The organism is Vibrio sp. 1151_11 (genome assembly GCF_029478525.1).
Taxonomy (GTDB): domain Bacteria; phylum Pseudomonadota; class Gammaproteobacteria; order Enterobacterales; family Vibrionaceae; genus Vibrio; species Vibrio anguillarum.
In genome coordinates, this window is record NZ_SHMN01000032.1 from 1 (window position 1) to 19,438 (window position 19,438).

Annotated in this window: 20 protein-coding genes, 2 tRNA genes, 1 pseudogene and 1 riboswitch; of the genes and pseudogenes, 5 read left to right on the plus strand and 18 right to left on the minus strand. The window is 45.1% G+C overall.

Annotated features, from left to right (window positions below):
• Nucleotides 1-125 precede the first annotated feature (125 nt).
• The 5 genes and pseudogenes from EXZ60_RS19215 to ftnA form a co-directional block, all read right to left on the minus strand.
• Nucleotides 126-338: pseudogene (locus EXZ60_RS19215) on the minus strand (heteromeric transposase endonuclease subunit TnsA); the annotation flags it as partial.
• Between the two features lie 73 nt (nucleotides 339-411).
• Nucleotides 412-1,599 (minus strand): NAD(P)/FAD-dependent oxidoreductase, encoded by a 1,188-nt coding sequence (locus EXZ60_RS16875; protein WP_096036764.1) that lies wholly within the window; start codon nucleotides 1,597-1,599, stop codon nucleotides 412-414.
• 142 nt (nucleotides 1,600-1,741) lie between these two features.
• Nucleotides 1,742-2,563: an HDOD domain-containing protein gene (locus EXZ60_RS16880; RefSeq protein ID WP_172859035.1), complete on the minus strand. Its 822-nt coding sequence runs from the start codon at nucleotides 2,561-2,563 to the stop codon at nucleotides 1,742-1,744.
• A 145-nt stretch (nucleotides 2,564-2,708) separates the two neighbouring features.
• The gene (uspB, locus tag EXZ60_RS16885) at nucleotides 2,709-3,032 is read right to left on the minus strand and encodes a universal stress protein UspB (protein ID WP_010319583.1); all 324 of its coding nucleotides are present in this window, start codon (nucleotides 3,030-3,032) and stop codon (nucleotides 2,709-2,711) included.
• Nucleotides 3,033-3,102: 70 nt separating this feature from the next.
• Nucleotides 3,103-3,630 carry a non-heme ferritin gene (ftnA, locus tag EXZ60_RS16890; RefSeq protein WP_013855622.1) on the minus strand — a complete coding sequence of 176 codons (528 nt, stop codon included), beginning with the start codon at nucleotides 3,628-3,630 and terminating at the stop codon, nucleotides 3,103-3,105.
• Nucleotides 3,631-3,784: 154 nt separating this feature from the next.
• On the opposite strand from ftnA, the gene EXZ60_RS16895 reads away from it, so the two are divergent.
• Entirely contained in the window at nucleotides 3,785-4,210 is a 426-nt protein-coding gene (locus EXZ60_RS16895; RefSeq protein WP_010319581.1) for a universal stress protein, read from the plus strand.
• 56 nt (nucleotides 4,211-4,266) lie between these two features.
• Nucleotides 4,267-5,142: a carboxylate/amino acid/amine transporter gene (locus tag EXZ60_RS16900; RefSeq protein ID WP_026028509.1), complete on the plus strand. Its 876-nt coding sequence runs from the start codon at nucleotides 4,267-4,269 to the stop codon at nucleotides 5,140-5,142.
• 134 nt (nucleotides 5,143-5,276) lie between these two features.
• Here EXZ60_RS16900 and EXZ60_RS16905 read toward each other — a convergent pair whose 3' ends face one another.
• Nucleotides 5,277-5,723, minus strand: a complete 447-nt coding sequence (locus EXZ60_RS16905) for a hypothetical protein (protein ID WP_013855620.1) — start codon at nucleotides 5,721-5,723, stop codon at nucleotides 5,277-5,279.
• 111 nt (nucleotides 5,724-5,834) lie between these two features.
• Nucleotides 5,835-6,614 (minus strand): class I SAM-dependent methyltransferase, encoded by a 780-nt coding sequence (locus tag EXZ60_RS16910; RefSeq protein WP_010319578.1) that lies wholly within the window; start codon nucleotides 6,612-6,614, stop codon nucleotides 5,835-5,837.
• 155 nt (nucleotides 6,615-6,769) lie between these two features.
• Here EXZ60_RS16910 and asnC point away from each other — a divergent pair, with 155 nt between their 5' ends.
• Nucleotides 6,770-7,234 carry a transcriptional regulator AsnC gene (gene asnC, locus EXZ60_RS16915; protein WP_010319577.1) on the plus strand — a complete coding sequence of 155 codons (465 nt, stop codon included), beginning with the start codon at nucleotides 6,770-6,772 and terminating at the stop codon, nucleotides 7,232-7,234.
• 77 nt (nucleotides 7,235-7,311) lie between these two features.
• On the opposite strand, the gene EXZ60_RS16920 is transcribed toward asnC, so the two are convergent.
• Together EXZ60_RS16920 and EXZ60_RS16925 are read right to left on the minus strand one after the other, a co-directional pair.
• Complete coding sequence (locus EXZ60_RS16920) at nucleotides 7,312-7,593, minus strand: hypothetical protein (RefSeq protein WP_017044523.1); 282 nt, start codon at nucleotides 7,591-7,593, stop codon at nucleotides 7,312-7,314.
• Between the two features lie 90 nt (nucleotides 7,594-7,683).
• Nucleotides 7,684-8,883: a multidrug effflux MFS transporter gene (locus EXZ60_RS16925; RefSeq protein WP_277436017.1), complete on the minus strand. Its 1,200-nt coding sequence runs from the start codon at nucleotides 8,881-8,883 to the stop codon at nucleotides 7,684-7,686.
• Between the two features lie 116 nt (nucleotides 8,884-8,999).
• On the opposite strand from EXZ60_RS16925, the gene EXZ60_RS16930 reads away from it, so the two are divergent.
• Complete coding sequence (locus tag EXZ60_RS16930; protein WP_026027502.1) at nucleotides 9,000-9,941, plus strand: LysR family transcriptional regulator; 942 nt, start codon at nucleotides 9,000-9,002, stop codon at nucleotides 9,939-9,941.
• Between the two features lie 158 nt (nucleotides 9,942-10,099).
• Nucleotides 10,100-11,890, plus strand: coding sequence for an aminopeptidase P family protein (locus tag EXZ60_RS16935; protein WP_277436018.1), 1,791 nt, complete (start codon nucleotides 10,100-10,102; stop codon nucleotides 11,888-11,890).
• A gap of 191 nt (nucleotides 11,891-12,081) precedes the next feature.
• On the opposite strand, the gene thiH is transcribed toward EXZ60_RS16935, so the two are convergent.
• The 9 genes from thiH to EXZ60_RS16980 form a co-directional block, all read right to left on the minus strand.
• Complete coding sequence (gene thiH, locus EXZ60_RS16940) at nucleotides 12,082-13,194, minus strand: 2-iminoacetate synthase ThiH (protein ID WP_088721462.1); 1,113 nt, start codon at nucleotides 13,192-13,194, stop codon at nucleotides 12,082-12,084.
• A 2-nt stretch (nucleotides 13,195-13,196) separates the two neighbouring features.
• Nucleotides 13,197-13,961, minus strand: a complete 765-nt coding sequence (locus EXZ60_RS16945; RefSeq protein ID WP_277436019.1) for a thiazole synthase — start codon at nucleotides 13,959-13,961, stop codon at nucleotides 13,197-13,199.
• A complete protein-coding gene (thiS, locus tag EXZ60_RS16950) occupies nucleotides 13,962-14,171 on the minus strand; it encodes a sulfur carrier protein ThiS (RefSeq protein ID WP_010319419.1) in 210 nt (69 codons plus the stop codon).
• Nucleotides 14,159-14,947, minus strand: a complete 789-nt coding sequence (locus tag EXZ60_RS16955) for a HesA/MoeB/ThiF family protein (RefSeq protein WP_277436022.1) — start codon at nucleotides 14,945-14,947, stop codon at nucleotides 14,159-14,161. Before EXZ60_RS16955 ends, thiS begins: the two co-directional genes overlap by 13 nt.
• Nucleotides 14,937-16,232, minus strand: a complete 1,296-nt coding sequence (gene thiE / locus EXZ60_RS16960; protein ID WP_277436020.1) for a thiamine phosphate synthase — start codon at nucleotides 16,230-16,232, stop codon at nucleotides 14,937-14,939. Before thiE ends, EXZ60_RS16955 begins: the two co-directional genes overlap by 11 nt.
• A gap of 4 nt (nucleotides 16,233-16,236) precedes the next feature.
• Nucleotides 16,237-18,186, minus strand: a complete 1,950-nt coding sequence (thiC, locus tag EXZ60_RS16965) for a phosphomethylpyrimidine synthase ThiC (RefSeq protein WP_277436021.1) — start codon at nucleotides 18,184-18,186, stop codon at nucleotides 16,237-16,239.
• A gap of 108 nt (nucleotides 18,187-18,294) precedes the next feature.
• Nucleotides 18,295-18,393: riboswitch (TPP riboswitch) on the minus strand.
• 52 nt (nucleotides 18,394-18,445) lie between these two features.
• Complete coding sequence (gene crcB, locus EXZ60_RS16970) at nucleotides 18,446-18,829, minus strand: fluoride efflux transporter CrcB (RefSeq protein ID WP_013855606.1); 384 nt, start codon at nucleotides 18,827-18,829, stop codon at nucleotides 18,446-18,448.
• 367 nt (nucleotides 18,830-19,196) lie between these two features.
• Nucleotides 19,197-19,273, minus strand: a tRNA-Trp gene (locus EXZ60_RS16975).
• Between the two features lie 59 nt (nucleotides 19,274-19,332).
• A tRNA-Asp gene (locus EXZ60_RS16980) sits at nucleotides 19,333-19,409 on the minus strand.
• Nucleotides 19,410-19,438 lie beyond the last annotated feature (29 nt).

Consider the following 19,438-nt stretch of genomic DNA (forward strand, 5'->3'; position numbering starts at 1 on the left):
TAGCTTCAGTGCTTCTGCTTTAAATTCAGCAGAATGGAGAATACGTTTTTTCTTGTTTGTCATGGTTCACCTCATTAGTGATTGTACTCACTTAATTAGGTGTCCAAAACTGGTGGTGCGGATCACTCAGCTAAATAGAAAAAGCATGTCTCTTGCTCAGATAAGGTATGGTGAGTTCGTCCCGATTTTATTCCGTCAATCTTACCGCTGTGACCATGAGACTTAACATCCTGAACTCTTACCCAAGGAGTGTAATTAGCTCCTTCACCTAAGCCATATTTTTGTTTTAAAGCCCGCTTGAAATCAGCGAGCTTTTCAAGTTTTCTTTGTCTAGCCACAACATATACTCTACCCAATTCGATAAAGTATATTATAGCCTAGTGTACAAACTTTATTGTTCCAAAACATGAATTACACCCACTGTCCGGCGACATAGCCGCTTGACCAACACCATTGGAAATTATAGCCGCCAAGCCAGCCCGTTACATCCATTACCTCACCAATAAAATAGAGGCCCGGAACCGATTTGCATTCCATGGTTTTCGATGAGAGGCAATCGGTGTCTACGCCACCTAATGTGACTTCGGCTGTGCGATAACCTTCAGTACCATTGGGAAGAATCGGCCAATGTTGTAAGTCGTGTGCGATAACGGTTATTTCGTGTGGGTTTAACTGTTTGAGCGGTTTATCGACAAAAGCTTTACGCTCAATCAGCACTTCAACCAAACGCTTAGGCAGTACTTTCGCGAGTGTGTTTTTTAAGCTTTGATTTGGGTGTGCTTCACGTGATTCATTCAATAACCGCTCGATGTCTACTTCCGGCACTAAGTTGATACTAACCTTCTGCCCCGCTTTCCAGTAAGAAGAAATTTGCAACACCGCCGGCCCAGATAAACCACGATGAGTAAACAGCAGTGCTTCTTTAAACACAGTGCCATCTTCAGTAGTGATTTCAGTTGGAATGGCAATGCCAGCCAGTTCGGCGAAATCTTCTTTATCTTGTTTATGCAGTGTAAAAGGCACGAGCCCGGCCGTGGTTGGGATCACCGCCAGTCCAAACTGCTCTGCAATTTTGTAACCAAAAGGAGTCGCACCAAGCTTGGGCATCGACAAGCCACCCGTTGCGACCACCAGTGACTGGCATTGGATAGGCCCGTCATTGGTGGTGAGCTGAAAGCCGTTTGGCACCTTATCTATCGATTGAATCTCGACTTGATAACGCTGCTTGACCGTCGGTAAATCGCACTCTTTTAGCAACATATTGACGATGTCCTTCGCCGAATCAAGGCAAAAGAGCTGGCCATGATCGCGCTCTTCAAACGCAATATTGTATTTACTGACCAGCGAGATAAAGTCCCACTGGCTGTACTGCGATAACGCTGATTTAACGAAATGAGGGTTGCGGCATAAGTAGTTGGCGGCCGATAGTTCATAATTGGTGAAATTACAGCGACCGCCACCTGAGATCAAAATTTTACGGCCAGGCTTTTTGGCATGATCGAGAACGCATACGCTGCGCCCGCGCAGGCCAGCTTGCGCGGCGCACATTAGCCCGGCGGCGCCAGCACCAATAACGACAACATCAAACGACTGACTCATGCTTTCACCTTCATTTAACTAGACGCACACGCACCTAATGACAAACAAAAAGGATGCAGCGCTAGTAGCGTACATCCTTATCAATGGGGGACATTTTAACGACTAATTGAGTGAAGACAAGGTTAATCCACCAGCGACGGTATTAGACGAGCTGCTCGGCAAGCTCGCGCCCTTTTCCGCGAACGGCGTCAATTGTTTCAGCAAATGTGGCAGATATTGCCAGCACACGAGCATCTGGGTGCTCAGCCAGAAATAAGCGTTTTTCTTTTTCGGTCAGGATATCCCATTGATGGTGGATATCACGGGCAAAATGCAATACACGGGCAAGTTTTGGTGAAAGCTGCGCTTTTTCTGGCTGCGCAGAGTAGGCGATCGCATCGACCATCTCATCAGGAAACTTCCAAGCTTTGGCTAGCTTCGCCCCCAGTACATTCGCATCGGTATGGATGATTTGCTGTTGTGCTTCTAGTTCAACTTCACCAGCATCAACACAAAGGCGAATTTTCAACGCTTCTTGCGGCGCTAATGTGTGGATCATCAATTGGCCAATGTTGTGCAATATTCCGGTAGTAAAAACGCTATTGGCATCGAGTTTACAAGCGGCCCCCAGTTTGCTGGCGATAATGGCAATTTCAAAGGTATCGGACCAATATTGCTGCAGATCCAAGGTGTCAATTTTAGGAAAAGCACTGGATAATACCGATGCCACCACCATAGTTCTCACCGAGCCACTTCCGACACGAATCACCGCATCATTGATAGAGGCCACTGTCCGGCTTCCGCCAAAATGTGCCGAATTTGCAAGGCGAAGCAGCCGCGCACTCAACACTTGTTCCATGGCAATTTTTTTTGTGATCGCACCAAAATCGACCTCTTCCTTATTAACCATTTCGAGTAGTTCTTGTAATACTTGTTGAATACGAGGTAACTCATTCAAACGTGCGAGCAGTGCTTTTTCATCCATTATTTTTCTCCTTTCGATTGCTCTTGCTAATAATAGTCGCCGCACAATGAAGATGCATAATAGTGAAGAAATAAGTAGATGACTTTATACAGACGATAAAAAAGGAGCACGATAGCTCCTTTAATCAATACAATGACTGGCTCAGTTATACGATACAAGCCGCGAAGGTTGTCACCGCCAGCAATGACATCGACAAGATAAACAGCGCTCTAACGCGATCACACTTGCCCGTAAATAGGGGATCGTGGTGATGGTGATACTCTTTACCTTTCAAATAGTGGAAAAGACGAACCTGCTTGGTGACATTACCGTGAGTGGTAAAAAAGCCACCGCCATCCACTTGTTGATAAAGCAATGGATGAGCTTCACGCATGATGTAAATAAGTGAGCGTAGCGCCGTAAGATACCTGACTAGGTTAACCCCAGTGACCAGCATTAGCGCAAATAAAATTGTATCCCCAGTGATCATCTTTTCCTCCCTACACCTTTGCATAGAACCCAAAGAAAAAGACGATCGCTTCATACTCTTTCTGCTGCGATTACACAGCTTGGGTATCCATTACAGAAGATGAGCCGGCTTTTGCCATTGCGGCTAGGTCTTTGTCGATGAAGAACAGCGCCTTACCATCATCACCCACAAGCTCTAGCTTATCTAAAATCCCTTTAAACAACTTCTCTTCTTCATGTTGCTCCGCAACGTACCACTGAAGGAAGTTAAACGTTGAGTAGTCTTGAGATGTGAACGCCGCATGAGCGAGTTTATTAATCTGCTGAGTAATCATCTGCTCATGTTGATAAGTTTCGCGAAACACTTCACCAAGGCTCGTAAACTTATGTTTTGGCGCTGCGATCGCACCAAGGATAGGCAGTGCACCCGTTTCACTCACGTAGGTGAATAAACGCTGCATGTGCTGCATTTCTTCTACGGCATGAGCGCGTAAAAACTCGGCAGCACCTTCAAATCCTTTATCTTCACACCAAGCACTCATTTGTAAGTATAGATTGGATGAAAAAAATTCCAGATTAATTTGTTCATTCAGTTTTTCAACCATAGCTTGTGACAACATGTCGACTCCTAGTTTATGTAACGATTTGAATTGACTATACCATGAACCTCACCATAACACTTTGAGTCAGGTATGCGGATATGAGATCACGACGACAAAAAACTCTCGGCCTCAGTGCTAATCTTTAATCAGTACCCCATCAGGAGATAATACAATGAGTTATCAACATATTTTGGTTGCCATTGATCTTTCAGAAGACAGTAAACTCTTAGTCGACAAAGCTGTTGCACTGGCAAAACCACTCGATGCTGACGTTTCTTTCATTCACATTGATGTCAACTATGCCGAGCTGTATACCGGACTCATTGATATCAATTTAGCAGAAACTCAACATCACGCGATGGAAGCGTCACAAAAGCAGCTGCAAGCCTTAGCGGAACACGCGCAATACCCTATCCGCCATACACTAGTAGGCAGCGGCGACCTCAGTAATGAGCTCTGCGAAACCATCGCTGAATTCAGTGTTGATTTGGTGGTCTGCGGTCATCATCAAGATTTTTGGAGCAAGTTACTCTCATCCACTCGGCAACTGATTAACTGTTCGCCAGTCGACATGCTTGTAATACCACTTCACGACTGACGACAAGCCAAAACTCGGTTAGACTGCAGGTTATTTACTGTTCAGCGTTGTTTGTTATGGCCTATCTCTCTGCAGTCACCCTACTTTGGGCATTTTCATTTAGCTTGATCGGCGTTTATCTCGCCGGTCAAGTTGATTCTTGGTTCGCGGTTTGGATGCGCGTTGCATTAGCGAGCTTAGTATTTCTACCTTTGATCAGGTTTAAAACCGTTCCCGCTCCGTTGATCGCTAAGTTGATGACCATTGGTGGAATCCAACTGGGCCTGATGTACTGTTTCTACTATCAATCATTTTTACTGCTATCGGTTCCTGAAGTTTTGCTGTTTACGGTGTTTACACCAATCTACGTCACGCTGATCTACGATCTACTGAAAGGCCGCTTTTCTCCGTGGTACTTAGTGACGGCGGCCATTGCCGTAATCGGTGCCGTTTTTATTAAATTTGCAGCAATAAACGAGCACTTTTTGCTGGGTTTTTTGGTGGTGCAAGGGGCTAACCTCTGTTTTGCTATCGGCCAAGTGGCTTATAAATACGTCATGGAAAAAGAGACCATCACTTTAGCGCAACACAGCGTATTCGGTTATTTCTACTTAGGTGCATTGGTGGTAGCAAGCGTGGCATTTTTACTGTTTGGTAATAGTGAAAAACTGCCCACTACCTCTTTGCAATGGGGTATTTTGATCTACTTAGGGGTAATTGCTTCTGGGCTTGGTTACTTCGTGTGGAACAAAGGAGCCTGTTTAGTCAATGCCGGCGCATTAGCGATTATGAATAATGCGCTGGTTCCCGCCGGATTAGTGGTGAACATTCTGATTTGGAATCGCGACGTAGATTTAATGCGCCTTGCAATTGGCGGCGTGATCATTTTGCTCTCACTGTGGGTCAATGAAACTTGGGTAAAGCGCAAAGTCGCTGCCAGCCGTACTCACTGAATCAGGTTGAGTGTTAAAAACAACAAAGCCCGCAATCATCGCGGGCTTTGTTGTTGAAAAAGGGGCTATCGTGGCTCGGTTTAACTCACCATCTGTTTTCAGTAAACCATCTATTTTTAGTAAACTATCTGTTTTTAGTGAATCTGCCGTTGTAGTGAACGTTCACTAACCGAAGAAATTCGTTGATTCACATCGGCAAACTTTACTTGTAATGCAGGATGTTTCTTTAACAGTTTTTGCTGCTGTTTCAGCACTTTTTCTAACTTCTTCAGTACTTTTTTTTGTTTTTTTAACGCTTTCTTGTTCTGTTTTTCCGATCGCTTGGCGGCCTTTTTACCTTTGTCCGTCATGCCATTTGACGTACCAGAGCGCAGTTGTTTCTTCCCTTCCGAAACAAGCTTTGTCGATGCACTCGGAATAGCAGCAGGCTTACACAGCGTGTTTTTATCCGATGATGAACGAGCACATGAGCGACAAAGAAATTTTGGCGCAGCCACAATCTGATGGATATCCCCAAGCTGGCTAGTAATATCGTGTCGGTTCAATTTGCATAAACGCTTATTCATGTACGCCTCGATCACGAATAGGAATAATTATTAGTTAGATATACAATTCCAAACACGATTAAGCAAGCACTAAATTACATCTATGGGCCACGAGATTTTCTCGCCAAAGCTAACGTATTGAATGCGTTAGATCATCGCCGCTTTCACATACACATCAAAACGATTTTTCTTGGTTTCAATCGCCATACTCGGCTTCTGTTTGTCTAACCAATCGGCATAGTCAGGACGCTTCACCACCACGCGTTTGGTCGCCAAACTTAAGGCTGGGTTTAATAATGCATCAGCATCCAAGTCAGCGCCCACCAGCGATTGAAAGACGCGCATCTCCTTTTTTACCAAAGCCGTTTGTTTTTTACTTTCCGGGTGCGGGTACATGGGGTCAAGATACACCACATCTGGCTTTACAAAATCTTCATCTTGCGCAAGTTTTTCGAGCGCATCATGACTCGAAGCGTGAAGTAACGACATTCGCTCGCTTACCCAGCCACCAATCTCCGCATCTTGCTTGGCACGCTCTAAACCATCATCGAGCAGCGCGGCCACAACGGGATGTCGCTCAACCATTTGCACTTTACAACCAAGCGAGGCCAACACAAAAGCATCACGACCTAACCCGGCCGTTGCATCTAACACGGTCGGTGTCGCTCCTTTGTTTAGTCCAGCAGCTTTGGCTATCGACTGACCTTTACCGCCACCAAATTTACGTCGGTGAGCAACCGCCCCCGTGACTAAATCGACATAAATAGCGCCGAGTTTAGGCTCATCCAGTTTACGCAACTCAAGACGATACTGAGTTAATACCAAGGCAAATGGGCTCTCAGCGCATGGTTTTAATCCCCAACGCGCGGCTAATGTATCCAAATGTGCTTGCTGAGCAGGAACTTCGCAAATCAGTTGTAGCTGCAAGTTAACTCCGAAACCAAGGAAATAATGAGGAGGCTTGAGTTTACCCAATTTTCACTGACGTGACTAAAGCTTATCGCTTTTCTTAAACGGCGGCTTACGAGAAACAACGACCAGTGATAAACTGAGCGAACCATTTCAATGATAAGGATGCTGTAATGCAAGCCACTACCGCTAAACTGGACGAACTCGACCGCGCCATTTTAAAAATTTTAATGGACGATGCACGCACGCCCTACGCAGAAATGGCCAAGCAGTTCAACGTTAGTCCTGCCACTATCCATGTTCGCATTGAAAAGATGAAATCGGCCGATATCATTCAGGGTACGGAAGTGATCGTCAATACCAAAAAATTGGGTTATGACGTGTGTTGTTTTATCGGTATCAATCTCAATGCCGCGCGAGACTACCATTCGGCGCTCGCCAAACTCAATGCGCTGGATGAAGTGGTGGAAGCCTATTACACCACAGGAGCCTATAATATTTTTGTGAAGCTAATGTGCCGCTCGATCGAGGAATTACAATTTGTGCTGATCGACAAATTACAGGCTATTGATGAAGTGCAATCCACAGAGACGCTTATTTCCTTGCAGAACCCGATTAACCGAAATGTGAATCCTTAATCACCGAAGCCGCAAACACCACGCAATAAAAAGCCCGAAACTAAATTCCGGGCTATGACATCGGTACTGATAATAAATTATTTGTTCAGATAAGTTAAAAGCTCTTCAGCCGAAATACCCTGCTTTGCCAATTCTTTCGCCATGATTTCGACTTGCTCGCCTTTACGCGCTTCAATCACTTGTTGAAACTGAAAGACTAAATCACGCAGAACTGGTAATGGTACTTGTTTGGCGGCACTGCGAATACGCTCACTACTTTGGTTGCCTAATTCATTCAGCAATTTTCCGAACATGACCTTTTCTGGAGACTCGTCGAGTTGTTCCCAAATTCGAGCCATTTCATAGGTTGTCATTGACATTGTTGTTTCGTTTCCAAAGTGCAATTGAAATAATTAAGTGACTAAATATACACCCGTTAAAAAGAATATAAAACAGCAGGTGACAATTTATTAATTCACCACTAATTGATGCCAATAACGCCCTGCTTTAGAAAACAGGATAAACAACGCTGGCGCAATCAGCCACATTTGCAGTGCAATTAATATCTGAGGCTCTAACCCAACACGCTGCATGGTGCCAACTAACAAGCCAGCACCACTCATCTGAAACAAACCAAGCAGTGCTGCGGCGGTTCCCGCACGGTCACCAAATGGCGCCAGTGCTTTTCCTGCGGCCGCTCCCAGAATCCAAGCAAAACCGATTGATGACATAAAAATGGGCAGCATAAAGGCAATCGCCGTTTTCTGTTGTGCCAGCGCGACCATGGTAGTCCCCGCAATCAATAACGTGCCAATTCCAACCACCAGCGCCATATGGGTACCAAACCTATCCATAAATTTCGGCGCACTTAGGCAGGCAACGATATTAATGATGGCATTGAGTCCAAACCAGAAAGTAAATTCGTTCATGGTTAATCCATAACCTTCCATCAATACCACTGGGGCAGAAGTGACATAGGCTAAAATAACCGCCATCGCTAACATACATAATGAAGCATGGAAGAGAAAAGATGGTGTTTTCAATACGGACCAGTAACGCGATAACTTAAAGAACGCTTGCTGTTCGGTGGCTTGCGGGTTGGTTTCTTTCATACCAATCACCATCATTAAACCCGCGACCACGGCAAAACCAGCCATAAAGCTGAAGTTACTGCGCCAGCCAAATTGCTGAGTTAACCAACTACCAAGGATTGGCGCTAATGCAGGAATAAAACAGATTGCACCATTTAAGTAGCTGATCATTTTGCCGCTACGTTGTGGGCCAAAAATATCGCGAACTGTTGCAAAAGCCGCTACCGATGTCGCGCACGCACCGAAGCCTTGTAGTAGCCGAGCCATCAGCATCCATTCAATACTTTGAGCGGCCCACGCCAAGCAAGCACTCAATGCATAAATACTGATCCCTCCTAATGCAACAGTTCGACGACCGAGTTTGTCCGCTAGCGGGCCAGCAAAGAGTTGACCGACTCCCATAGCAAACAGAAACCAAGTAATCGTATCTTGTGCATAAGCGTGTTCCACGTGAAACGTTTGAGAAATTTGCGGTAAAGCTGGTAGATAAATATCAATCGCTAACGGGCTAAACAGAACCAACAAAATCAGTAATGCCAATTGACGCTTACTATGCGCGTCAGAGGTTATTTGCTTCACGAAACACTCCAGTAATGAGAAAGAACACACTTTTACAACTCGGCTATAATAGAGCAATGATGATATGAATAGAAATGGCTTATACTCATCACAATTATTCCCAAATGGAAATACAGATGAATATAGAAAAATTAGCCAGAATCGATCTTAATTTGCTTGTTTGTCTGTCCGTACTGCTAGAAGAACTGAACGTAACGCGCGCCGCCCATCGCCTCTGTTTGAGTCAATCTGCCGTCAGTAAATCGCTTGCCAAGCTTCGTCAGCAGTTTAATGACCCGTTGTTTATTCGTAATTCACATGGCTTAAAGGCAACGCCGCAAGCGCTCTATCTCAAACCCAAACTCGACACTCTCATCAATCAGCTCGAGCTACTCACTCAACCACAACAATTTTCACCACAAAGCAGTGAATACCGTTTTCATATTGCGGCAGTAGAAAGCGTCTACCCATTAATTCTCCCTCATTTTTTGCCCGCTATTTTCAGCCAAGGTCCAAACCTCAACATCAACACTCACTCATGGAACGATCAAACCTTTAAGAAATTGCAGCTTGGTGAGTTAGATTTAGGCATTACCGGCAAGGACATTGATATCAATGATGCCAAATTAACAATGCTGCCACCCAGTGATATCTGTGAGCAAGAGATCTATCGAGATAGCCAAATGTGCGTGGTACGTAAAGACCACCCAGCATTACGAGACAATTGGACGTTAGAGCGCTATTTATCGCTACGTCACGTACAAGTGCGCTGCGATGGTAATGATCGCTGGCTACTCGACTATCGCTTGGCGGATATCGGCCGAGAAAGGGACATCGCAATTACAGTACCGGATTTTAATAGTGCCGCCAGCCTTTGTACTTATACTGATTTTATCTTTACCGCGCCGAGCCACTTCACCCACCTAGTAGCCAAGCAGATGGATCTCGTCGTGTTGCCATTACCGATGGAGTTTCCACCTATGGCTTATACGTTATTTTGGCACAGAGACAGAGAAAGTGACCCTGCATTGAGCTGGTTAAGGCAGATGATCCAAACCAAAACACTGCATCTCAGGTGAAGCTGCGGTTTGCGCCAGTTCGATAAAAAGAGTAGCTTATTGAAGCTCGTCCCCATCGCCACAACCCCACAGACACAATAATAAAGTCAGGGTTTGCTATGGATTTGCACAGTTCCCTACACCTACAACGGACGGTTATGAGAAAGGATATAACACAGATGCATGATTCAATCGCACAACGCGTATCAGCCTTACGTGGCTGGCTCACACAACAAGGGCTTGATGCCATCATCATTCCACACGAAGATGAATATCTCGGGGAATATGTACCGCAACACAACGAACGCCTGCATTGGTTAACTGGTTTTACTGGCTCGGCAGGCGCGGCTGTGGTCACCCACGATAACGCGGCTATTTTTGTGGATGGCCGCTATACAGTGCAAGTTCGTAAACAAGTGCCAGAGGCAACCTTTGAGTACCGTCACTTGATTGAAGAGCCCGTTCTCGATTGGCTCCAAAGCGCATTGGTCTCAGGTAGTAAAGTGGGATTTGATCCGCGCATGCATCGAGCAAGCTGGCTTAAAGCAGCACAGGCAAAATTGTCTGATGAGTTACAGCTTATTGCCGTCGGCAGTAACCCAATCGATGAGTTATGGAAGGACCGTCCTAGCGCTGCAATTTCAGTAGTGCGCTTGATGGGTAATGAACTCGTCGGTATCAGTAGCCATGATAAGCGTGAGCAAATAGCCCATCAGCTGAGTAAGAAAAAGATTGATGCGGCAGTATTAACAGAACTAGATTCCATCTGCTGGCTGCTAAATATCCGTGGCCTTGATGTTTCCCGATTACCAGTATTACTTTCCCATACCATTATTTATGCTGACTCCAGCGTCGATTTCTTCCTTGACCCTGCTCGTCTTCCTGCGGAATTTGACAAGCATGTCGGTGGCGGCGTTCGCGTTCACCATCCAGATCAACTAGAAAAGCAGCTTAATTTACTCGCAGGTAAAAAGGTGATGATCGATCCTGCTACCAGTAATGCATGGTTTACGCTGACTTTACAAAATTCCGCTGCTGAAATCATTAATGACGCCGATCCGTGCTTACTGCTAAAAGCGGCAAAAAATGCAACCGAAGTCTCTGGAATGAAAGCGTGCCACGTGCGTGATGGTGTGGCGATGACGAAATTTCTTGCTTGGTTGGATAATGAAGTGGCTAGCCAAAGACTGCACGACGAAGGCTATTTATCTGACCGCTTACAAGCATTTAGAGAGGAAGACCCAACTCTAGCCGATCTTAGTTTTGATACTATTTCAGCGGCAGGCAGTAATGCAGCTATGTGCCATTACAACCACATCAACCAAGTAAAACCAGGACAATTAGCCCAAGACTCACTTTATCTTGTCGATTCTGGCGGCCAATATTGTGATGGTACGACTGATATTACGCGTACCATTGCCATTGGTAACCCCAGTGAAGAGATGAAAAAACAGTTCACTTTAGTGCTGAAAGGTCACATTGCATTAGCCAGAGCACGCTTTCCAAAAGGTACCTGTGGTCATCAGCTTGATGTACTTGCCCGTCAGCACCTATGGGCTAATGGCTTCGATTATGATCATGGCACTGGTCATGGAGTCGGCCACTTTTTGAGTGTCCATGAAGGGCCACAACGCATCAGCAAAGTTTTCAACAACGTCGCACTGCTTCCGGGTATGGTACTGTCGAACGAGCCCGGTTATTACCGTGCCGATGCGTTTGGCATTCGTATAGAAAACTTAGAACTGGTGGTCGAAGTTGAAACACAAGGTGATTTCTCTGTGTTGGGGTTTGAGTCTCTCACGCGTTGCCCGATTGATAAGCGCGCGATCAACATCAATATGTTAACTCGACCAGAGCTCACATGGCTAAATGACTACCATCAAAAAGTATGGGATCAAGTTGGTCCACTCGTTGAGGGTGATAACAAAGAGTGGTTGCGCCAAGCGACGCTGCCTATTGAGCATGATTAAACAACAGCATGACAAAACAAATGCGCTGTAGGTAGTTTATCTGTAGTAACTTAACCTAGAAAGATGAAAGGCGACCTCGAGTCGCCTTTACTTTAACTTATGATTCTCTTAACTCGAACTCACCTTAATTAGCTAAATCATCATACTTTAATGCATCCATATGTTTCACGTGAAACGTGCAAGCCATAATCTCATCCAGAATAGGCAGCATGCCAATCTCGCCACACGACTTCAAAACCTTGCCCTTTAACAGCGGCGGCAACTTGTGCGGCTGTACGTTCATCGCTAATCACAAATTGCTCAAGTTCGGTCTCTTGCATTGCATAACCTCCAGGCTGTGTTTTTGATCCCGCCGATATGCTGGTGATCCCAAGTGGGATGAGCTTATCCCTAAAGTGCGCCGATTCGCGGGTAGAAAGCGAGAGTTCCACTTCTGAATTTAGCAAGCGAAATGCACAGATGAGCTGAACCAGTTGCTTGTCAGACATAACCGATTTAGGTTGCAGACCACCTTCACAAGGTCGCAAGCGAGGAAACGAAATCGAATAGCGCGTCTTCCAATATCTCTTTTCAAGATAATCCAGGTGAGCGGCCACGTAAAAACAATCGGCCCGCCAATCTTCCAAGCCAATCAAAGCGCCAAGACCAATCTTATCAATCCCTGCCCGGGCAAGTCGGTCCGGTGTTTCAAGGCGAAAGTTAAAATCCATTTTGTTGCCTCGCAGATGATGTAAAGCGTAAGTCGATGGATGATAAGTCTCTTGATATACCATTACCGCATCTAAACCTAAGCTCTTTAGCTCCGCATACTGCGCTTGCTGAAGCGGTTGAACCTCCATAGCAACATAGCTGACTTCACGCTTTATCAACGGCAGTATCTGCCGGAAATAGTTCATGCCTACTTTGGTTTCATGCTCACCGGTTACCAACAACACATTATCAAACTGCATTTGCTTGATAACTGCCAATTCACGTTCAACTTCATGCAAACTTAATGTACGCCGCTTAATGCGATTCTCCATCGAAAATCCACAATAAGTGCACGCATTGGCACACAAATTTGAAAGATAAAGCGGGATATAAAAAGAAAGAGTATTGCCAAAGCGTTGCCTCGTCAGTGCGTAAGAAAGTTGCGCTAACTGCTCGATATAAGGCTCAGCAGCAGGAGAGATTAATGCCTTAAAATCCTCCAAATCGCGCTTCTCTTTATGCAATGCTCGCTCGACATCTGACGCTGTTTTGGAACGGATTGATAACGCAATATCGTCCCAATCGAGTTGTTTGAAACGTTCTAAAAAGCTCATCGCTATTGATCCAAAAATGCAGTTAGAGGGCTGGATGCGATAGCATGATGAACCTGAGTTGCAAGCCCAGCCTCATAAGCCATTCGACCCGACTCCACCGCCAACTTAAATGCCAACGCCATTTGTATCGGATCGCGCGCGGCCGCAATTGCGGTGTTAACTAAGACAGCATCCGCGCCCAATTCCATCGCAAAAGCCGCATGCGAAGGCGCGCCAATACCGGCATCAATAATCACGGGTACACGAGCTTGGTTGATGATGATTTCTAAAAAATCTCGTGAGACCAGTCCCTTATTCGATCCAATTGGCGCACCTAATGGCATTACGGCCGCGCACCCCACCTCCTCTAAACGCTTACACAACACGGGGTCAGCATGACAATAAGGCAATACGGTAAATCCATCTTTCACCAATTGTTCCGCTGCTTTTAACGTTTCGATAGGGTCAGGCATCAGATACTTAGGGTCGGGATGAATTTCTAACTTCAGCCAAGATGTCGATAACGCTTCGCGCGCTAAATGAGCTGCAAAAATCGCATCCTTCGCATTTTTCGCACCCGATGTGTTGGGTAAAAGATGGACGCCTGACTCGATAAGTGGCGCTAAAATATCATCATTTAATTGGTTAAGATCGACTCGCTTTAATGCCATTGTCGCCATTTGTGAGCCAGATGTGGCAATAGCTTTTGTCATTAACTCTCGGTTGGCAAATTTCCCCGTACCAGTGAACAGGCGAGATTCAAACTGTTTATTCGCTATCGTTAACATTTAGCCTCCTGCAATGGCTTGAAACAGCGATATTTGGTCGCCTTCACTTAATAGGGTCGTTGACCACGCACTACGCGGCACTACGCTCTGATTCAGGGCAAACACGCAACCGGTAATCGTGATCGAAAGCAGTTTGGTGAGATCCGCAATACTGGTTCCCGCTGAAACTTGATGAAACTGCTGATTAATCTTGATCGTTATATCTGACATGTGGCTTCTCCCTTCATCTGATCAGTGTGTGGGTACCCACACACCTCGCACTGAGGATCTTTAACAACATTTAAGGTTTGGAATTGAAACAAATGAGCATCAAACAGTGTCAGTTGGTTAGCATTACGCATCGTCTGTCGAGTCAATATCATGATGGCTTGTAAAGCTTGCAGGGTTCCGATGATTCCGACGACAGGCCCCAGAATACCGAATTCATTACAACGCTGCGCGGCAGGCAGTTCGCTATCAGGCACTAAACAGTGATAACAAGGTGACAACGGCAGTTGATCAAAAGCAATGACTTGCCCCTTCCATCCAATAGCCGAACCTGAAATCAATGGTTTAATTAGTTTGCGGCACAACTGGTTAATTTGCTGACGACTGTGGATGTTATCCGTGCAGTCAAGAACGACATCAGCATTAAGCACTTCCAGTTCGAGCTGAGTACCAATAAGGCGTTTAGATATCGCTCTTACTCTGCAATCAAGGTTGATGGCTTTAATTTGTTCTGCCATCGCATCGACTTTGGTTTGACCAATTTGCCTCTCTCGGTAGATCATCTGCCGAGGTAAGTTGCTGCTTTCAACTCGGTCATCATCCACTATTACCAGTTGTCCAATACCAGCACTCGCCAAATACAAAACGGCCGCAGACCCTAAACCACCACAACCAATAACCAGCACTCGGCTATCAAGTAAAGATTGCTGTCCATCCTCACCTATTTCAGGGAGCGCAAGTTGCCTTTGATAACGGATAAATTGCGCATCAGAAAGCATAATCACATACCTCCTCAGCACTACTTGGTAATCGGTTTTGTATGATTCGATTGAAACTATCAATGACCAACTGAGGTGATTTTGCTTCTGTCACTGCACGTACAACGGCCAAGCCTGATACATCGCACTGCCAAACTTGCAATGCGTTCTCTAGGTTAATTCCGCCAATTGCAACTGTGGGTATTTTTGCACTTACAACTTCATCTGCATTGGCGGCAAGACTTAAACTCTCAATTAGCTGCTGGTAAAGTTTCAACCTAACAAGCCCCTGTGGCTTAGAGGGCATAATTTTGGTGGTGGTTGGGAATATGTGACCCAAAGCGATATAGCTAGGATTTAGTGAAGCGATGTTCAGAATCTCATAATAGCCGTGAGTCGAAATGCCTAAACAGATCCCAGCTTGAGCAATTTGTGCTAAATCGGCATTGGTGAGATCTTCTTGTCCAAGATGAACGCCAAAAGCACCATGCTTTATCGCAAGCTGCCAATGATCATTAATGAAAACCTGTGCTTGGTAGGCTTTTCCAAGCTCAATAGCGGCAATAATTTGTGATTCGGAATCAAGACGTGTTGAATCTTTGATTCGCAGTTGGATTGTCTTTACATCAAACTTCAATAACCGCTCGACCCACTCAGCGCTATCCACAACAGGATAAAGGCCAATATTTTTGTCTATCTTTGAAAAACAGATGTGATTTTGTTTATCGTCAGCAAAGATGCCAGCTGATGAATGTAGTAGTTGAGGAAAATATCGGCTATCTGTTGGCCATGTTTCACGTGAAACACTCATTGCCGCGCGAGTAACCACTAAAGCATCCTCTAGTGGAAAGTCGAGACACAACAATGATAGAACCCAAGCAAAGTGCTCACTCTTTGCATCAGCAGCATGAGCATTCGTAGAATATCTTATACGACGCAGCTCTTCTCCGTGATACCACTCATCGACATAATCGTGTGAGTCAGCCGCTGTAAGCCCTATTTTGACCAAACAAGTTTCTCGTTTCTGGGAGTGATCGAATGGCATTTGAGCGCAAAAATTGACTTGGTATTGCAAGAATAAATTGGGCTTATCAGTTAAAACACTTAGCGCATCTTCGCACGAGGCTAAGCAATCGCTGCCAATCAAAGATGAGTATGAAGGCGTTACTAATTGACAATATAAAGTTGGGCTGGCACCCAAAAAAATATCATCGATATCAAAACCATGATGCTTGGCCAATAGCAAAACCTGTTGTACTTGAGCAGTCAACGCAATGTCATCACGGGGGATAAGTAATTGAATCATCTAATTACTCCTCGCTAACGACTGACCGTTGACTAACAGCAGGATGATAAAGCTCTGATCCTGCGGCTTTAAACTCTTGTGATTTCTGTCTCATGCCTTGTAACGGGTCATCTAGCAGCGTAACGGAAATGAGCGCATCAGCAGCAACTTGCTTGGTATCTAACGCATACTCTCGAACCTCTTGAGAGATTTTCATCGAGCAGAATTTCGGCCCGCACATTGAGCAAAAATGCGCGACTTTACCAGACTCTTGCGGAAGAGTTTCATCGTGAAAAGCACGCGCCGTAACTGGGTCTAATGCAAGATTAAATTGGTCTTCCCAACGAAACTCAAAACGTGCTTTCGATAACGCATTATCGCGCACTTGTGCTCCCGGGTGCCCTTTTGCAAGGTCTGCAGCATGTGCTGCCAATTTATAAGTAATTAAACCCGTTTTAACATCTTCTTTGTTTGGTAAACCAAGGTGCTCTTTCGGTGTTACATAGCAAAGCATCGCGCAACCATACCAGCCAATCATCGCAGCGCCAATGCCGGAAGTGATGTGATCATATCCCGGAGCAATATCGGTAGTTAATGGGCCCAAGGTATAGAATGGCGCTTCATGGCAATGCTTTAATTGTTCATCCATATTCTCTTTAATCAAATGCATGGGGATATGGCCAGGGCCTTCAATAATGACCTGTACATCATATTCCCACGCTATTTTGGTCAACTCACCTAAAGTGCGCAGCTCTGCAAATTGTGCTTCATCGTTAGCATCGGCAATGGATCCTGGCCGTAGTCCATCCCCTAAGGAAAGGGCGACGTCATACTTGGCGCAAATTTCACAAATTTCACGGAAATGAGTGTAAAGAAAACTCTCAGTATGATGGGCTAAACACCATTTAGCGATAATAGAGCCGCCACGCGAAACGATGCCAGTAACACGTTTCGCGGTCATTGGCACATAACGAAGCAATAAACCAGCATGAATTGTAAAGTAATCAACACCTTGCTCCGCTTGCTCAAGTAAGGTATCGCGCATTACTTCCCATGATAAATCCTCCGCAATACCATTTACTTTTTCCAATGCTTGATACATGGGCACAGTGCCAATCGGTACGGGGCTATTACGCAAAATCCATTCTCGAGTTTCGTGAATATTACGCCCAGTAGAGAGATCCATCACGGTATCCCCACCCCAGCGGGTTGCCCATACCAATTTTTCAACCTCTTCTTCAATTGATGAAGAGACGGATGAGTTACCGATATTCGCATTCACTTTGACGAGAAAATTACGACCAATGATCATCGGCTCTGATTCCGGATGGTTAATATTCGACGGGATAATGGCTCGTCCTTCGGCAACTTCACGACGCACAAACTCAGGAGTTATTCGCTTTGGTAGATTAGCCCCCAAATGAATCCCTGCATGTTGCTGGCTCAGCTGTGCATCCATACACTCTCCCCGTCGCGTATTTTCGCGAATGGCAATGTATTCCATTTCGGGTGTGATAACACCTTGCCGCGCATAATGAAGTTGAGTAACGTACTTCCCTTTCTTTGCTCGGCGTATGGCTGGCAAGTTCCCATAACGTAGTTCGTCCAATGTATCATCAGATAAACGTTCTTTAGTGTAAGCAGAACTGACCTCATCAAGCCACTCGGTATCATCCCGCTCAGCGATCCATTTTTCCCTTAATTTAGGCAAACCTTGATATAAGTCGATAGTATGAGATGGGTCGGTATAGACACCTGAAGTGTCATAAACGCATATAGATTCATTCGGTTGATAAATCGGTGAGGACTTTGTGCCCCCGACCAAGCTGTCAGCTAGTTTAATCTCACGCATTGGCACGCGGATATCCGAACGTGAACCAGTAATATAGATTTTAGAGGAATTTGGGTAGGGTTCGACAGACAATGTGTCAATGAATTGTTTGGCTTTCAGTCTCGCTTGTTTGCGACTCGACATAGCATCTTCCTTTTTGTACTAGGGATAAATGCTTGACGGATTAATGCACAAGAGTTGATCAAAATAGAGTTTTGATCTTAAGGATATAACGCTAGATAGATCACTAGCAGGTTATATTCTCTTGTTCCCTTCGCAGGTATTAGCCTGATCAGGTTCAACGGATCCCGAAAATACGGTCTCAGCCTTATGGCACTCCGACAAGTTGAGTCACGATTATAGGGAAAGACTATCCATTAACCAAGATGAAATTGTAATTTCGTTAACTTCTCATCAACAACTGGAAACCTATCCAAGCCGCTGAGATACTTAGCACCACGTTTAATAAGACATTAACACCCATTTTCAGAAAGGCTCCTTGCTGCATCAGCAATACATTATCCATAGAAAATGTAGAAAATGTGGTTAATGCACCCAAGAAACCCAAACCAATAATCTGGCGCCATGGCTCAGTTGCAAGTAATTCACTCTCAAAAGCAGCGATCAATAATCCCATAATAAATGAACCGACAACGTTAACGGTGAGCGTTCCATAAGGAAACCCGCGTCCTAACAAGAACACACATAGCTCGGTAACTAGATAACGTGCACATGCGCCAAATGCGCCACCTAATGCAATAAAACCTAAAATAGACAGCTGTCCCATAGCGAATTCCTAAAAGTAACCGTCGTTATTTTAACCGCTAAGCATAATAAATCGAACCTAATTACTAAAATAATCAAGGAAAGTTATGCTGATAATCTAGTGCTTTCAAAAAGTTACATCCGTCACTTACTGAGTAAATGGATAAGCTAAACCGCTCTTAATGCCAATTGAAGTAACAATATGATCTAATTAAGGCTATTTCACGCTCGGGATCGCTTTCTTGGATACAGCTTGAGTACAGAGAGCTGGCCACAAAAATGTGCCGAAGGGATGAGGTAAACGGAATTAGTTAATTTTTCGGATTGCTATCATAGAGGAAGTGAACAGATAGCAAAAAGCCTCAGCATTTCTGCGGAGGCTTGATAGATGGCAGGGGTGGAGAGATTCGAACTCCCAACACGCGGATTTGGAATCCGCTGCTCTGCCAGTTGGAGCTACACCCCTAAAACTTTATCTTACTCATTGAAGAAAGCCTCAACGTGACTGCTGAGGCTCTTAATAAGTGGCGGAGCGGACGGGACTCGAACCCGCGACCCCCGGCGTGACAGGCCGGTATTCTAACCAACTGAACTACCGCTCCGCAGCGTGTCTGGTTAGACAATATTCAAA

Excerpts from the sequence above, each read along its gene's own strand:
- EXZ60_RS16875 (WP_096036764.1), bottom strand. The coding sequence starts at position 1,599 with ATGAGTCAGTCGTTTGATGTTGTCGTTATTGGTGCTGGCGCCGCCGGG.
- EXZ60_RS16880 (WP_172859035.1), bottom strand. The coding sequence starts at position 2,563 with ATGGATGAAAAAGCACTGCTCGCACGTTTGAATGAGTTACCTCGTATT.
- uspB (WP_010319583.1), bottom strand. The coding sequence starts at position 3,032 with ATGATCACTGGGGATACAATTTTATTTGCGCTAATGCTGGTCACTGGG.
- ftnA (WP_013855622.1), bottom strand. The coding sequence starts at position 3,630 with ATGTTGTCACAAGCTATGGTTGAAAAACTGAATGAACAAATTAATCTG.
- EXZ60_RS16895 (WP_010319581.1), top strand. The coding sequence starts at position 3,785 with ATGAGTTATCAACATATTTTGGTTGCCATTGATCTTTCAGAAGACAGT.
- EXZ60_RS16900 (WP_026028509.1), top strand. The coding sequence starts at position 4,267 with ATGGCCTATCTCTCTGCAGTCACCCTACTTTGGGCATTTTCATTTAGC.
- asnC (WP_010319577.1), top strand. The coding sequence starts at position 6,770 with ATGCAAGCCACTACCGCTAAACTGGACGAACTCGACCGCGCCATTTTA.
- EXZ60_RS16920 (WP_017044523.1), bottom strand. The coding sequence starts at position 7,593 with ATGTCAATGACAACCTATGAAATGGCTCGAATTTGGGAACAACTCGAC.
- EXZ60_RS16930 (WP_026027502.1), top strand. The coding sequence starts at position 9,000 with ATGAATATAGAAAAATTAGCCAGAATCGATCTTAATTTGCTTGTTTGT.
- EXZ60_RS16935 (WP_277436018.1), top strand. The coding sequence starts at position 10,100 with ATGCATGATTCAATCGCACAACGCGTATCAGCCTTACGTGGCTGGCTC.
- thiH (WP_088721462.1), bottom strand. The coding sequence starts at position 13,194 with ATGAGCTTTTTAGAACGTTTCAAACAACTCGATTGGGACGATATTGCG.
- EXZ60_RS16945 (WP_277436019.1), bottom strand. The coding sequence starts at position 13,961 with ATGTTAACGATAGCGAATAAACAGTTTGAATCTCGCCTGTTCACTGGT.
- thiS (WP_010319419.1), bottom strand. The coding sequence starts at position 14,171 with ATGTCAGATATAACGATCAAGATTAATCAGCAGTTTCATCAAGTTTCA.
- EXZ60_RS16955 (WP_277436022.1), bottom strand. The coding sequence starts at position 14,947 with ATGCTTTCTGATGCGCAATTTATCCGTTATCAAAGGCAACTTGCGCTC.
- thiE (WP_277436020.1), bottom strand. The coding sequence starts at position 16,232 with ATGATTCAATTACTTATCCCCCGTGATGACATTGCGTTGACTGCTCAA.
- thiC (WP_277436021.1), bottom strand. The coding sequence starts at position 18,186 with ATGTCGAGTCGCAAACAAGCGAGACTGAAAGCCAAACAATTCATTGAC.
- crcB (WP_013855606.1), bottom strand. The coding sequence starts at position 18,829 with ATGGGACAGCTGTCTATTTTAGGTTTTATTGCATTAGGTGGCGCATTT.